Source organism: Citrobacter sp. GW821-FHT07H02 (genome assembly GCF_059418505.1).
Genome location: NZ_JBWKPZ010000009.1, coordinates 1 through 13,831 on the forward strand (window position 1 = coordinate 1; position 13,831 = coordinate 13,831).

Sequence of the window (13,831 nt, forward strand, 5' to 3'; positions counted from 1 at the left end):
GCGTGAATTCATTTTTCACCTCATCAGTTATGTAATATATAACCTCTGAGCGTGTCTAAAACTATTAAACCACTTCACCCCGACCCGAAAGGCAGACGGAATAAGGCGAATATATCGCGAAGCGACGATTTTCCCGCCGGGAGCCAGGGTTGCAAGGGAGGCGGCGGTGAGCCTCCCTTGCACGTTCACAGGTAGTGTGGCTTCAGAGAAGCAATGAACATAAGGTGAACGTCACCCTTCGCCAGAGTGACAGGTTCTCTAATCAGCATTACAGACGCGATTAGCACCCTTTCCCGAGAAGGCTAGCGCTTAAATGGCCGACTTCGGCCGCAGATTCTCATCAAATTGCAGACGTTTACGGCCCGATTCCTCTTCCCGCAGCGGCTCCACCTGATGCATCGTCAGTTTGCAACGCTCTACCAGCACCTGATACTCACGCGTGCCCTGCTGCTTCCACGCCATCTCCTGTGCGCTCAGCGCACGAATCGCTTTCGCCGGGCTACCGATAATCAGGTAGTCCGCTGGCATTTCGGCTTTCGCTTTCACAAACGCGGCGGCACCGACGATGCTGTTTTCACCGATCACCGCCCCGTCCATCACCACCGCGTTCATACCAACGAGCGCGTTGCGACGGATAGTACAGCCGTGCAGAATCGCACTGTGCCCAATATGGCCGTTCTCTTCCACCACGGTGTCCTGCTCAGGAAAACCATGCATCACGCAGTTATCCTGAATGTTCGCCCCATCTTTAACGACGATACGCCCAAAATCTCCCCGCAGACTGGCGTTCGGCCCCACATAGACCCCTTTGCCCAGGATCACATCGCCAATCAATACGGCCGTCGGATGTACATAACTCTCTTCAGGCACCACCGGGGTCAATCCATCTATTTGATAAACTGGCATACTGCCTCCTGATCTACGCTCAGACCGCCAAAACGCTGGAACCAGAGACTGCCCGGCGACGGCAATTCTCCTACCGAGGTTTCCCCTTTTTCACTGACAAACGCCAGCGCGCCTGGGGCAACACGTTGATAAATATTGATACATAACTGACGCGCCGTCTGTCCTGCCCAATGCGCCGGTAATAACTCTTCGGGCAATAGCGGATCTTTGAGCACCACGCGTCGATAAAAATGGATTAACAGCAGTTGAATATGAAACGCGCGCTGCGGGGTTAATTCGTCTGGCCCCACCTCTTTCAACAGGGGCAGCAACGGGCGAAATGCGTCGATAAACGACTCATACATGACGTTTTGCTCGGTGAGTTGCCAGCACTCTTCAACCCGGGCACGCAGCGCCGCGCGCGACAGTGCCAGCGGAGAATGCGCCTCAAAGCAGATAACGTTCTCCGCGACACCGGCCTCGTGCAACAACGACTGCACATCCGCAAGCTGTTGTGACGGCGACGCCATCAGACTGGGTGCCAGGGTACCAAACCCCTGCCAGATCAGCTGTTTTTTCACATCCGCGAGGGTGTTTTTGTCTAACCCTTCAGACAACAGCAGCAGCCATTTGCCATCCCATGCGGGCTGTTCCGCGCGATAGATTTTGTTTTCTGCTCGTCGGGTTAAACGCAGACCTTTGTCACTCAGACTGTAGAAACTACGGCGGCCCAGACGCGAAACATTCAGCCAGCCCTCTTTATTGAGTCGAAACAGCGCGGTACGCACAAAGCGCTCGCCAAAGCCCAGCCCTTCCAGCAACGCAGCCAGACTCCCGAGCCAGATTTCACCGCCGCGATGAGAGAGCGAGTCGCCATAAAGCGAAGAGATGAGTGAGGTTCCACTGATGTGGCCCGAGCTAACCGCATGCTGGATGAAGGTATCGAGTTTACTCATGTGACTCATTCTGTTGTTATTGTTCAGATTTACGCATCATAGCATAGGTTTATGCGAGGACTTTGTCGGGTGGCGCGACGCTTACCCGACCTACGGTCAACCTGTAGGCCGGATAAGGTGTTTACGCTGCCATCCGGCAAGACTTACACGTTGGCGATGTTGCGTAAATCGAACACGCGGCAGGCTTTCCCCTCTGAACGCGGAATACTGCCGCAGTTCACAATCATCACGTCAGTCGAAATACCGACCATCGATTTGATGCGGTGGCGCAACTGATGGCACACCTGGCAGCGCTGTTCATGGGTCAGCGTCAGGCTGCTCTCTTTCAGTTCCACCTTCACGGAGAGTGAATCCAGATGCCCGCGACGGTTCACCTCAAGCTGGTAATGCGGCGACAGATGCTCGAGCTTGACGATCTCTTCTTCAAGTTGCGATGGGAAGACGTTCACGCCGCGAATAATCAGCATGTCGTCGCTGCGGCCACTGATGCGGTCCATACGGCGCATTGTGCGGGCGGTGCCCGGCAGCAAACGCGTCAGGTCACGGGTACGGTAACGAATCACCGGCAACGCCTCTTTGGTCAGGGTGGTGAACAGTAATTCGCCCTGCTCGCCATCGTCCAGCGGCGTGCCATCATTCGGGTTGACGATTTCCGGGTAGAAGTGATCTTCCCAGATGGTCGGACCGTCCGCCGTTTCGATACACTCCATCGCCACGCCAGGTCCCATCACTTCGGACAAGCCATAAATATCCAGCGCGGTTATCCCCAGACGGCGCTCAATTTCTTTACGCATCGCCTGCGTCCACGGTTCCGCGCCAAACACGCCGACACGCAGAGAGCACTGACTGGCGTCGCCACCCATCTGGCGCTCCAGTTCTTCAATTAAGTTCAGGCAGTAGGACGGCGTCACCATAATCATATCGGGCTGGAAATCACGGATCAGCTGCGCCTGTTTTTCGGTTTGTCCGCCGGACATCGGAATGACCGTGGCCCCTAAACGCTCCGCGCCGTAGTGCGCGCCAAGCCCGCCGGTGAACAGTCCGTAACCGTAGGCGACATGAATTTTATCTTTCGCGGTGCCGCCTGCTGCGCGCAGTGAGCGAGCGACAATATTCGCCCAGGTATCAATATCATTTTGGGTATAGCCGACGACTGTCGGCTTGCCGGTAGTGCCCGAAGAGGCATGGATACGCACCACCTGCTCCATCGGCACCGCAAAGGTGTCGAACGGGTAGTTATCACGCAGATCCTGTTTGGTGGTACACGGGAATTTGCGCAGGTCGGCCAGCTCTTTGAAATCGTCAGGATGCACGCCAGCGGCATCAAATTTGCGGCGATACATTGGAACGTTGTCGTAAGCATGTTTCAGCGTCCACTTCAGACGCTGGGTTTGCAGCGCCTGTAATTCATCCAGAGACGCGGTTTCAATCGGATCCAGTTGTGTTGTTGTTTTCGTTGTCATTGTAGGGTACTCGCAGGTTGTTATGCTCAAACACGTTCCAGAATCATGGCAATGCCCTGACCCACGCCGATACACATCGTGCACAACGCGTAACGACCGTTGCGGCGATGCAGCTCGTGTGTCGCGGCTAACGCCAGCCGGGCACCACTCATCCCCAACGGATGGCCTAACGCAATCGCACCACCATTGGGGTTAACATGCGGGGCATCATCTGCCAGCCCCAGCTCACGTAGCACACCCAGCGCCTGGGCGGCAAACGCTTCATTCAGTTCGATAACGTCCATATCGTGAATACTCAGACCGGCACGCTCCAGCACTTTGCGAGTGGCAGGCACCGGACCCAGTCCCATCAGGCGCGGCTCAACCCCGGCTGTTGCCATCGCGACAATACGTGCCCGCGGCGTCAGTCCCTGCGCAATGGCCATCTGTTCGCTGGCGACAATCAGCGCTGCGGCACCGTCATTAACGCCAGACGCATTACCTGCGGTAACGACGCCATCACGACGAAACGGGGCTTTTAGCGCGTTGAGCTGCGCGAGGGTCGTTTCCGCACGCGGGTGCTCGTCATGTTGTATTTCTGTTACGGCACCTTTTTTATTCTTCAACACGACCGGAACGATTTCCTGCGCCAGGATCCCCATCTCTTGCGCTCTCGCCGTCCGTTGCTGACTGCGTAACGCAAAGGCATCTTGATCCTCACGCGTTACCCTTAACAACTCAGCTACATTCTCTGCCGTTTCCGGCATGCTGTCAGTACCAAATTGCTGCTCCATGAGCGGGTTCACAAATCGCCAGCCAATGGTGGTATCAAACATCTCTGCCTGACGCGAAAATGCGCTGGTCGCCTTGCCCATCACGAAAGGTGCACGCGACATTGACTCCACGCCGCCTGCGATCAGCAGATCGCTGTCGCCCGATTTAATGGCTCGCGCGGCAAAGCCCAGCGCATCCAGACCAGAACCGCACAAACGGTTGATGGTGGTACCGGAAACGGTTTGCGGCAGCCCCGCCAACAGTGATGACATACGCGCCACGTTGCGGTTATCTTCGCCCGCCTGGTTGGCGCAGCCGAAAATCACGTCATCAATACATTGCGCGTCAAGCGTCGGGTTACGCACCAGCAGTTCACGCAGTGGGATGGCCCCTAAATCATCAGCACGTATGCCAGACAACGCGCCGCCGTAGCGACCAATAGGTGTACGGATTCCGTCACAAATAAATGCATCGCGCATCAGGCTTCTCCTGTAATGGTGCCGCCGGTGCGGTGAGATTTACCGCGAAACAGCGCGACCGTTTTCTGCTGTTGGTTAACAATTTCGATATCGTAAACACCGGTTTTTTTGCCCTGATGGCGAACCTGCGCGGTCGCCGTCAGAACATCGCCCACAAATCCCGGGCGTAAAAAATCAATGGTGCAGGCCGAGGCCACCGCCGCCAGACCCTGACTGTTGCAGGCGTAGGCGAACGCGGTATCCGCCAGGGAAAACAGTTGCCCGCCGTGGCAGCTCTGATGCCCATTCAACATTTGCGGCGTGACGGTCATCGTCAACACAGCAAAGCCGTCACCCATCTCAGTAATGTTGATCCCCAGCGCTTTTGCGCAGGCGTCGTTTTCGTACATAGCGTGGGCGTTTTGCCAGGCGTTATGACTCATAACCAGACTCCAGAAGCGCACGCTGGCGCAGCAGTGAGCAAGGGCGATAACGTTCTTCACCGTAATGGCGTTGCAGGTTTTCCAGCAGAATCAGCAGGCGTTGCCAGCCGAGACGTTCCCCCCATGCGAGAGGCCCGTACGGATAATTAACGCCAAGCCGCATGGCGGTATCGATATCCTGTTCGCTGGCGACCCCTTTTTGCAGCGTATCCAGCGCTTCGTTCACGATCATCGCGACGGTACGCCAGACCAGTAACCCCGGATAGTCCGCGATGTGCAGAACGTTTTTCCCCTGCTGCTGCAGGTAATAAATCGCTTTTTGCGTCGCTGAGCGTGGATTGCTGTCGGCGGCGGCGACAATCGCCACATCGCCTTCCATGCGATCCACCACCACCACCGCGCGCCCGGTGCGCAAGGCCAGCGCCTGGGCGGTTTCGCCCTGCGTTTCAATCAGCAGTACATCGTCAAGCTCAGTGACACCGTCACTTCTCTTTTCAATCTTCACCGGGCCGTAGCTCGCACTCACCGCCCCGACAACCTCAGCGGGCGCACGTTCGGTACGCCAGTCATAGACGCCGTGACCGCTTTTTTTGCCCAGACGCCCCGCCATCACCAGTTCTTGTTGAACCAGCGAAGGCAGAAAACGGCGTTCCTGCCAGAACGCGTTAAACACCGAGCAGGTCACCGCAAAGTTGACGTCCTGACCGATCAGGTCGGTCAATTCCAGCGGTCCCATCGGGAAACCACCGCCGCCACGCAGCGCGGCATCAATGACCTCCGGCGCTGCAACCTGTTCTTCCAGCGCGCGCCAGGCTTCCGAATAGAACGGGCGAGCCACCCGATTGACGATAAATCCAGGCGTAGACTGGCAGCGGACGGGCTGTTTCCCCCAGCTCATCGCCAGATTGCACAGTTGCTCCACCACCGCCTCTGAGGTCGCTAATCCGCTGACGACTTCAACCAGTTTCATCACCGGTGCGGGATTGAAAAAGTGCAGTCCGGCGACACGCTCAGGATGGCTTACGCTTGCGGCAATCGCCGTAATGGAGATCGACGAGGTATTGCTGGTCAGTAGCGTGTGAGGCTGGCAAATTTCCGCCAGCTGGGAAAACAGCGCCTGTTTGATCTCAAGGCGTTCTGACGCCGCTTCAATCACCAGATCCGCCGCCGCCAGCGAGTCGATATCGGTCACCGGAACCAGTCGCGCCAGCGTCGTCTCACAGGCTGCCGCCGTTAATTTGCCGCGCGCCACGCGAGATTCGAGGCGACGGCGAATACCGTCAACACCGCGAGAAACGGCGGCTGCCGAAATGTCATACAGCAGCACCTGATGACCGTGGCTGGCGGCAACTTCTGCAATGCCCGCCCCCATCGTGCCACTGCCAATCACCGCGACGGTCTGTACACGTGTCATCATCTTATTTCCCCGTGAACTGCGGCGAACGTTTGGCGAGAAATGCGCTGACGCCTTCCCGGTAATCGGCACTTCGGCCCGCCAGACGCTGATAATCGCGCTCCAGATCGAGCTGTGCATCCAGCGTGCTGGTTTCTGCGTGGTTGAGAGCCTGTTTGATCAATCCCAGCCCAAAGGTGGGCTGCGCCGCCAGATGAAGTGCCAGTTGCTGTGCGGTGTCGGAGAGTTTTTCATCGTCCACCACCTGCCAGATCATGCCCCAGCTGTGCGCCTGCTCTGCGCTCAGCTTGTCGCCCAGCAGCGCCAGTCCCATCGCACGCGCTCGCCCCGCTACGCGCGGCAACAGCCAGGTGCCGCCACAATCAGGCACTAACCCTAATTTGCTGAACGCCATCACAAAATTTGCCGAGCGGGCAGCGATGACGATATCGCAACCCAGCGCCAGCGTTGCCCCGGCGCCTGCCGCGACACCGTTCACCGCGCAGATGACCGGTTTAGGCAGTTTTGCCAGGCGGCGCACCAGCGGGTTATAGAAACGTTCCACCGACATGCCCAGGTCGGGCGCGGGTCCATTAGGGTCGACGTTACGATCGTTAAGATCCTGTCCGGCGCAAAAACCGCGCCCGGCCCCGGTCACCAGCAGACAGCGGATGGTGTCATCGCGCTCGGCCTGTTTCAGGCACTCGGACAATTGCTGGTGCATCACGTCATTGAAACTGTTCAGACGCTCCGGGCGGTTGAGCGTAATCGTCATCACGCCCTGTTCTACATGACTCAGAATGAAATCCATGATTAGCGTCCTTTAAAAACCGGTGAGCGTTTTTGCAAAAATGCGTCGATCCCTTCCCGGCGATCTTCCGTTGCCGAAAGCAGCGTAAAGAGCTGGCGTTCTTGCGCCAGTCCTGCCTGGAGGGGGACTTCCTGCGACTGGCGTAGCGCCTGCTTTGCCGCCTGCAGCGCCAGCGGCGAATGGCGCGCCATCAGCGCCGCCTGTTTTAACGCATACTCCAGCGTCAGCGCTGCCGGGTAGACATCGCTGACCAGCCCCGACTGCAACGCCTGCTGCGCGGTAATGCTCTCACCGGTCAGCACCATTTTGTTGGCGAGCGATTTCCCGACGCTGCGAATCAGACGCTGCGTTCCACCGGCGCCTGGCATAATGCCCAGCGTAATCTCCGGCAGACCAAAACGGGCGTTATCCCCGGCAATCACCACATCGCACAGCAGCGCCAGCTCACAACCGGCGCCCAGCGCGTAACCGTTGACTGCGGCGATCAACGGCTTATTAAAAGCGTTGATGCGGACCCACAGATGGACACGCGCGTCGTTGAGCGTGGCGGGCAGATCTTTTTCCGCCATTTCATTGAGATCGGCACCGGCGGCAAAAAAACGTTCGTTGCCGGTGATGACGCAGACAGAAATACTGCTGTCGCTCGCGGCGGCTTCCAGTTCGCTCGCCAGTTGCGCCAGCAGAGCATTGTTCAGGGCATTACGCGCCGCCGGACGGTTCAGCGTCAGCTGCAATACGCGGTCGTGACGGGTGACAATAAGTTCGTTCATGCCATCCCCTTCGCGTCAAAGTCGACAACCACATCGCTGGTCAGCGGCAGCGCCTGACAGCTCAGAACATAACCCGCCGCCAGTTCGTCCGGCTCCAGGCTGTAGTTGGTGACCATGTCCACTTTTCCACGCACCACTTTGCATTTACAGGTGGCGCATACCCCGCCTTTACAGGCGTACGGTAAGTCAGCGCCCTGACGCAGCGCCGCATCAAGAATGCTTTCGTCATCAGCAGACAGCGTGATTTCACGGTCACGGCCATCCTGACGAACGGTCACTTTCTGCCCTTCCGTCTGGACGCTGGTCGTGCGTTTTACCGCAGAACCTGGGGTGTTGAACCGCTCCAGATGAATGGCCTTTTCCGGCATCCCGAGCGCTTTAAGCGTGACTTCCGCCTCGTCCATCATCGCCGCCGGGCCACAGATGAAGGCCGCGTCGAACTGGCTGTAATCGACCAGATGAGTGGCCAGCGCCGTCAATTTCTCACCGTCAATACGCCCGTGCAGCAAATCGCTGTCCATCGTCTCCTGACTGAAGACGCAGACCAGTTGCAGACGCTGCGGATATTTGTCTTTCAGGTCGGCCAGCGCCTGGCGAAACATCATGCTCTGGCTGCTGCGGTTACCGTAAATCAGCGTGAACTCGCTGGCGGTTTCGGTTTGCAGGGTGGCAGACAAAATCGCCAGCATCGGCGTAATGCCGGAACCTGCGGCAATCGCCAGATAGCGTCCGCTGCGCTGGGCTTGCGGCTGATAGCCGAAATGGCCCTGCGGTACCATCACGTCCAGCGTCATACCTTGTTTGATCTCGTCGCGGGCATAGCGGGAGAAACGTCCGCCCTCGATAGCTTTAACTGCCACGCTTATCTCGCCCGGATTCAGGCTACGACAGATGGAGTAGCAGCGGCGTAGCTCCGTCCCTGCCAGCTGCGCTTTCAGCGTCAGGTGTTGACCTGGACGAAAGCGATACGCGTCCTGTAACGCGGGCGGCACCGCAAAGGTGATGGTCACCGCATCGCGGGTTTCGGGTTCTACTTTTGCCACCGTTAAGGAATGAAACGTTGTCATGGCAACCTCAAATACATTTGAAATAATCGAAGGGTTCACGGCAGCTGTCGCAGCGCCAGAGCGCCTTGCAGGCCGTTGAACCAAATTCACTGATAAGCGACGTGTGAACGCTGCCGCAGCGCGGGCAACTCACCTCGGCCGGAAGATGCGCATGGCAACTGTGTCCGACCGGCGGGCTGATGCCGTACTGGCGCAGGCGTTCACGGGCATCCGGCGTCATCCAGTCGGTAGTCCAGGCAGGATCGAGGCGCAGTACAATGTGAACGGGCGTAAAACCGTGCGTCGTCATCGCCTCGCGGATAGCGCCTATCAGATGTTCCGTCGCCGGGCAGCCGGAATAGGTTGGCGTAAAGCCGATGACCCAACCGTCTCCCTGCTGTGCGACGCTGCGCACCATGCCGAGATCGGTAATGGTCAGCACCGGAATTTCCGGGTCCGGGATCGCGCTAAGCAGATTCCAGATTTCGCGTATTTGTGCCGGGGCTATCTCTGCCAGACGTTGCATGACGACTCCTCCGTTACCACTGCTGACCAGGATAAGCGCGCTGGAGGTACTGCATTTCCGCCAGCATCGGTCCCAGATGTTCGGTGTGCAGCCCTTTTTTACCGCCTGTGCGGTAAGCCGCTTCTTCTGGCGTCGTGAGCGTTGCTTCACGCAACCCGGCGAACACTTCCGCTTCCCATTCCGCACGTAACTGCGCGGGATGAACGGCAATACCGGCGTCGCTCAGGGCGATATCAATCTCATCGGCGTCGAACAATTCGGCGGTAAAGCGCCAGAGATTGTTGACCGCCTGCTGCATTTTTTGCGCTGACACGTCAGTACCGTTGCCCAGACGCTCCAGCCAGCCGCGGCTAAAACGCAGGTGATAACGCGCTTCTTTAATCGCTTTGGCGGCGATGGCAGCAAGCTGCTGATCGCGGCTGAGTGTGAGACGGGTGAACAGCGCCACGTGCCAGGCATCAATGAAATACTGACGCACGAGGGTGTCGGCAAAGTTGCCGTTTGGCTGTTCGACCAGCAGTAAGTTGCGAAACTGGCGCTCATCGCGGCCAAAGGCGAGCGTATCTTCATCGCCCGCGCCTTCCAGTTCGGCGGCATAACTTAAGAAGTTGCGCGCCTGGCCCAGCAAATCCAGACCAATGTTGGCGAGCGCGAGATCAATCTCCAGCTCCGGCGCATGTCCACACCACGCGCCAAGGCGTTGCGACAGAATCAGGCAGTTGTCACCCAGACGCAGGGTATAAGCGGTTAACGTTTTCATTCCCTGCCTCACATGTGCTCAATGCCATCGGGGATGGTGTAAAACGTCGGATGGCGATATACCTTACTTTCCGACGGGTCGAAGAACTCACCACGCTCTTCCGGCTGGGAGGCGACGATTTCGCTCGCCTTCACTACCCAAATCGAACACCCTTCGCTGCGGCGGGTGTAGGCGTCACGCGCATTCTCCAGCGCCATCCGATCGTCGGCTGCGTGCAGGCTACCCACGTGGCGGTGCGATAATCCCTGCTTACCGCGAACAAAAACTTCATATAACGGCCAGTAAACTTTGCTCATTGTGTTTCCCCTTAAGCGACCTTGCAGGCGTGTTGTTTTTGCGCATGTGCCAGTGCGGCTTCGCGCACCCACGCCCCCTCTTCCCACGCTTTGCGTTTGGCATCCAGACGTTCCTGGTTACACACGCCGCGGCCGTTGATCACCTCGTTGAACTCCTGCCAGTCGATCTCGCCAAAGCGGTAGTGGCCGCTTTCAGCGTCAAAGCGCAGATCCGCATCCGGTACGGTCATGCCCAGCATTTCAACCTGCGGGACGGTGTTGTCGACAAAACGCTGACGCAGTTCGTCGTTACCAAAACGTTTGATTTTCCACGCCAGGCTTTGGGCGCTGTTCGGCGAGTTATCGTCGTTCGGTCCAAACATCATCAACGCCGGCCACCAGAAACGATTGATGGCGTCCTGTAGCATCTGACGCTGATCCTCGCTCCCCTGTGCCAGAGCCATACAGGCTTCGAATCCCTGACGCTGGTGAAAGCTTTCCTCTTTACAGATTTTCACCATCGCCCGGGCGTACGGTCCGTAGGAGGTACGGCACAGCGCCACCTGATTCACAATCGCGGCGCCGTCAACCAGCCAGCCGATCACGCCGATGTCCGCCCAGCTCAGGGTGGGATAATTAAAGATGGAGGAGTATTTCATGCGCCCATCGAGCATCTTCTGATAGATGTCTTCCCGGGCGCAGCCCAGGGTTTCCGCCGCGCTATAGAGATACAGACCGTGCCCGGCTTCGTCCTGCACCTTCGCCAGTAAAATGGCTTTACGACGCAGCGTCGGCGCGCGGGTGATCCAGTTGCCTTCCGGCAACATACCGACAATTTCGGAATGCGCATGCTGACCTATCTGGCGGATCAGCGTTTTACGGTAGGCCTCGGGCATCCAATCCTGGGGCTCGATTGCCGTCTCCTGCGCTATGCGTTGCTCAAAGCGTTGTTCTTCGGTCACGTCATCACCTTTACGATTCCAGTTTTCGTGATTTAAAACAAAAAATGAATCACGTTGTTTTACAAACGTTACACAATAGTTAATTAAAACCCCAAGGTTTGTTTGTGTAATTTGTGACGCGATTCGCAGGTGATTTATCATTTCCCTTTATATTCAGGCTTATAAAGGTTTGCGCATAATGCTCCGCGATCACATTGTTAATAAAATATTAAAACAAGGCTTGATTTTTATGATTCATAAATCAACTATTCACAGCGAGATCACGTAACATTTGGAGAGAAGAGATGCAGCAGCTAGCCAGCTTCTTGTCCGGTGCCTGGCAATCTGGCCGGGGCCGCGCCCGTACGATTCATCACGCCATCCACGGCGAAGCCTTATGGGAAGTCACCAGCGAGGGCCTCGATATGGCCGCAGCTCGCCGGTATGCCATTGATAAAGGGGGAAATGCGCTTCAGGCCATGACCTTTATTGAACGTGCCGCCCTGTTGAAAGCCGTTGCCAAACATTTGCTCGGCGAAAAAGAGACCTTCTATGCGCTCTCCGCACAAACCGGCGCTACCCGGGCAGACAGCTGGGTCGATATTGAAGGGGGTATTGGTACGCTGTTTGCCTATGCCAGCATGGGCAGCCGTGAACTGCCGGACGATACCCTCTGGCCAGAAGATGAACTGATCCCCCTTTCCAAAGAAGGCGGTTTCGCCGCGCGTCATGTGCTGACGTCAAAATCAGGCGTGGCAGTCCACATCAACGCCTTTAACTTCCCGTGCTGGGGCATGCTCGAAAAACTGGCGCCTACCTGGCTGGCCGGGATGCCGGCAATCATTAAACCGGCAACCGCCACCGCCCAGGTGACACAGGCGATGGTGAAATCGATTGTTGATAGTGGTCTGGTGCCCGACGGCGCTATTAGCCTGATTTGCGGCGGCGCAGGCGATCTACTCGACCAGCTCGACAGCCAGGATGTGGTCACCTTCACCGGTTCCGCCTCAACCGGTCAGTCATTGCGAGTTCACCCGAACATCGTGGCAAACTCGATCCCCTTCACCATGGAAGCCGACTCGCTGAACTGCTGCGTCCTCGGTGAAGACGTGACGCCAGAAAGCCCGGAATTTGCGCTGTTCATCCGTGAAGTGGTCCGTGAAATGACCGCCAAAGCCGGGCAAAAATGTACGGCCATTCGCCGTATCATCGTGCCAAATTCACAGGTTGAAGCGGTCAGCGATGCGTTAATCGCCCGTCTCGGTAAAGTGGTGGTGGGCGACCCGGCTCAGGAAGGGGTCAAAATGGGGGCGCTGGTCAACGCCGAACAGCGTGCCGACGTTCAGGAAAAAGTGAACCTGCTTGTCGAGGCAGGCTGTGAAGTGCGTCTTGGCGGCCAGGCGGATTTAACCGCGCCGGGTGCGTATTTCCCGCCGACGCTGCTGTTCTGCCCTCAGCCGGATGAAACCCCGGCGGTACATGCCACAGAAGCCTTCGGTCCTGTCGCAACGCTGATGCCGTATCAACACGCCGACCACGCAATGGCGCTGGCGCGTGCAGGCGGCGGCAGTCTGGCGGGAACACTGGTGACGGCAGATCCTGCGCTGGCACGTCAGTTTATTGCCGGTGCCGCCCGCGCCCACGGCCGTATTCAGATCCTCAATGAAGAATCCGCCAAAGAATCTACCGGCCACGGTTCGCCGCTGCCGCAACTGGTTCACGGCGGTCCAGGACGTGCAGGCGGTGGTGAAGAGCTGGGCGGTCTGCGTGCAGTGAAACATTACCTGCAACGCACCGCAATTCAGGGCAGCCCAACCATGCTTGCCGCCATCGGCAAACAGTGGGTCCGTGGCGCGCAGGTTCTTGAAGACCGGATCCACCCTTTCCGCAAATACTTCGAAGAGTTGCAGGCGGGCGACAGTTTGCTGACGCCACGTCGCACCATGACCGAAGCAGACATCGTTAATTTTGCCTGTCTGAGTGGCGATCACTTCTATGCGCACATGGACAAAATCGGCGCGGCAGAATCCATTTTTGGCGAGCGCGTCGTACACGGTTACTTTGTGCTTTCTGCCGCTGCAGGGCTGTTTGTCGACGCTGGCGTCGGGCCGGTTATCGCCAACTACGGGCTGGAGAACCTGCGCTTTATCGAGCCGGTGAAACCTGGCGATACAATTCAGGTTCGTCTGACCTGCAAACGCAAAACGCTCAAAAAACAGCGTTCAGCGGAAGAGAAACCGACGGGCGTCGTCGAATGGGCGGTCGAAGTCTTTAACCAGCACCAGACACCGGTCGCGCTCTACTCTATTCTGACGCTGGTCGCACGTCAGCACGGGGATTTCGCGTCCTGA

General features: G+C 57.5%; 14 protein-coding genes. 1 reads left to right on the plus strand and 13 read right to left on the minus strand.

The window, feature by feature from the left end:
* Positions 1–309: 309 nt before the first annotated feature.
* The 13 genes from paaY to paaA all read right to left on the minus strand — a co-directional run bounded on the left by paaY (position 310) and on the right by paaA (position 11,501).
* Positions 310–906 carry a phenylacetic acid degradation protein PaaY gene (paaY, locus tag AC07NP_RS11230; RefSeq protein ID WP_276295055.1) on the minus strand — a complete coding sequence of 199 codons (597 nt, stop codon included), beginning with the start codon at positions 904–906 and terminating at the stop codon, positions 310–312.
* Complete coding sequence (paaX, locus tag AC07NP_RS11235; protein ID WP_203361115.1) at positions 888–1,841, minus strand: phenylacetic acid degradation operon negative regulatory protein PaaX; 954 nt, start codon at positions 1,839–1,841, stop codon at positions 888–890. Before paaX ends, paaY begins: the two co-directional genes overlap by 19 nt.
* A gap of 143 nt (positions 1,842–1,984) precedes the next feature.
* Positions 1,985–3,304, minus strand: a complete 1,320-nt coding sequence (gene paaK, locus AC07NP_RS11240; protein ID WP_203361114.1) for a phenylacetate--CoA ligase PaaK — start codon at positions 3,302–3,304, stop codon at positions 1,985–1,987.
* 26 nt (positions 3,305–3,330) lie between these two features.
* Positions 3,331–4,536 carry a 3-oxoadipyl-CoA thiolase gene (pcaF, locus tag AC07NP_RS11245; RefSeq protein WP_494660524.1) on the minus strand — a complete coding sequence of 402 codons (1,206 nt, stop codon included), beginning with the start codon at positions 4,534–4,536 and terminating at the stop codon, positions 3,331–3,333.
* Positions 4,536–4,958, minus strand: a complete 423-nt coding sequence (gene paaI / locus AC07NP_RS11250) for a hydroxyphenylacetyl-CoA thioesterase PaaI (RefSeq protein ID WP_494660525.1) — start codon at positions 4,956–4,958, stop codon at positions 4,536–4,538. Before paaI ends, pcaF begins: the two co-directional genes overlap by 1 nt.
* Positions 4,948–6,375, minus strand: coding sequence for a 3-hydroxyacyl-CoA dehydrogenase PaaH (gene paaH, locus AC07NP_RS11255; protein ID WP_494660526.1), 1,428 nt, complete (start codon positions 6,373–6,375; stop codon positions 4,948–4,950). Before paaH ends, paaI begins: the two co-directional genes overlap by 11 nt.
* Position 6,376: 1 nt before the next feature.
* Positions 6,377–7,165 (minus strand): 2-(1,2-epoxy-1,2-dihydrophenyl)acetyl-CoA isomerase PaaG, encoded by a 789-nt coding sequence (gene paaG, locus AC07NP_RS11260; RefSeq protein ID WP_203361270.1) that lies wholly within the window; start codon positions 7,163–7,165, stop codon positions 6,377–6,379.
* Positions 7,165–7,932, minus strand: a complete 768-nt coding sequence (gene paaF / locus AC07NP_RS11265; RefSeq protein ID WP_494660527.1) for a 2,3-dehydroadipyl-CoA hydratase PaaF — start codon at positions 7,930–7,932, stop codon at positions 7,165–7,167. The genes paaG and paaF overlap by 1 nt, the downstream gene beginning before the upstream one ends.
* On the minus strand, positions 7,929–8,999 hold the full coding sequence (gene paaE / locus AC07NP_RS11270) for a 1,2-phenylacetyl-CoA epoxidase subunit PaaE (protein ID WP_494660528.1): 1,071 nt from the start codon (positions 8,997–8,999) through the stop codon (positions 7,929–7,931). Before paaE ends, paaF begins: the two co-directional genes overlap by 4 nt.
* A gap of 7 nt (positions 9,000–9,006) precedes the next feature.
* The gene (paaD, locus tag AC07NP_RS11275; RefSeq protein WP_494660529.1) at positions 9,007–9,504 is read right to left on the minus strand and encodes a 1,2-phenylacetyl-CoA epoxidase subunit PaaD; all 498 of its coding nucleotides are present in this window, start codon (positions 9,502–9,504) and stop codon (positions 9,007–9,009) included.
* A gap of 13 nt (positions 9,505–9,517) precedes the next feature.
* Positions 9,518–10,264 (minus strand): 1,2-phenylacetyl-CoA epoxidase subunit PaaC, encoded by a 747-nt coding sequence (paaC, locus tag AC07NP_RS11280; RefSeq protein WP_192612302.1) that lies wholly within the window; start codon positions 10,262–10,264, stop codon positions 9,518–9,520.
* 8 nt (positions 10,265–10,272) lie between these two features.
* Positions 10,273–10,560 carry a 1,2-phenylacetyl-CoA epoxidase subunit PaaB gene (paaB, locus tag AC07NP_RS11285; protein ID WP_162382198.1) on the minus strand — a complete coding sequence of 96 codons (288 nt, stop codon included), beginning with the start codon at positions 10,558–10,560 and terminating at the stop codon, positions 10,273–10,275.
* Between the two features lie 11 nt (positions 10,561–10,571).
* Positions 10,572–11,501, minus strand: coding sequence for a 1,2-phenylacetyl-CoA epoxidase subunit PaaA (gene paaA / locus AC07NP_RS11290; RefSeq protein ID WP_203361106.1), 930 nt, complete (start codon positions 11,499–11,501; stop codon positions 10,572–10,574).
* 284 nt (positions 11,502–11,785) lie between these two features.
* Between paaA and paaZ the strand changes: the two genes are divergently transcribed.
* The gene (paaZ, locus tag AC07NP_RS11295) at positions 11,786–13,831 is read left to right on the plus strand and encodes a phenylacetic acid degradation bifunctional protein PaaZ (protein ID WP_494660530.1); all 2,046 of its coding nucleotides are present in this window, start codon (positions 11,786–11,788) and stop codon (positions 13,829–13,831) included.

Excerpts from the sequence above, each read along its gene's own strand:
- paaE (WP_494660528.1), bottom strand. The coding sequence starts at position 8,999 with ATGACAACGTTTCATTCCTTAACGGTGGCAAAAGTAGAACCCGAAACC.
- paaD (WP_494660529.1), bottom strand. The coding sequence starts at position 9,504 with ATGCAACGTCTGGCAGAGATAGCCCCGGCACAAATACGCGAAATCTGG.
- paaF (WP_494660527.1), bottom strand. The coding sequence starts at position 7,932 with ATGAACGAACTTATTGTCACCCGTCACGACCGCGTATTGCAGCTGACG.
- paaX (WP_203361115.1), bottom strand. The coding sequence starts at position 1,841 with ATGAGTAAACTCGATACCTTCATCCAGCATGCGGTTAGCTCGGGCCAC.
- paaC (WP_192612302.1), bottom strand. The coding sequence starts at position 10,264 with ATGAAAACGTTAACCGCTTATACCCTGCGTCTGGGTGACAACTGCCTG.
- paaY (WP_276295055.1), bottom strand. The coding sequence starts at position 906 with ATGCCAGTTTATCAAATAGATGGATTGACCCCGGTGGTGCCTGAAGAG.
- pcaF (WP_494660524.1), bottom strand. The coding sequence starts at position 4,536 with ATGCGCGATGCATTTATTTGTGACGGAATCCGTACACCTATTGGTCGC.
- paaK (WP_203361114.1), bottom strand. The coding sequence starts at position 3,304 with ATGACAACGAAAACAACAACACAACTGGATCCGATTGAAACCGCGTCT.
- paaZ (WP_494660530.1), top strand. The coding sequence starts at position 11,786 with ATGCAGCAGCTAGCCAGCTTCTTGTCCGGTGCCTGGCAATCTGGCCGG.
- paaB (WP_162382198.1), bottom strand. The coding sequence starts at position 10,560 with ATGAGCAAAGTTTACTGGCCGTTATATGAAGTTTTTGTTCGCGGTAAG.
- paaI (WP_494660525.1), bottom strand. The coding sequence starts at position 4,958 with ATGAGTCATAACGCCTGGCAAAACGCCCACGCTATGTACGAAAACGAC.
- paaH (WP_494660526.1), bottom strand. The coding sequence starts at position 6,375 with ATGATGACACGTGTACAGACCGTCGCGGTGATTGGCAGTGGCACGATG.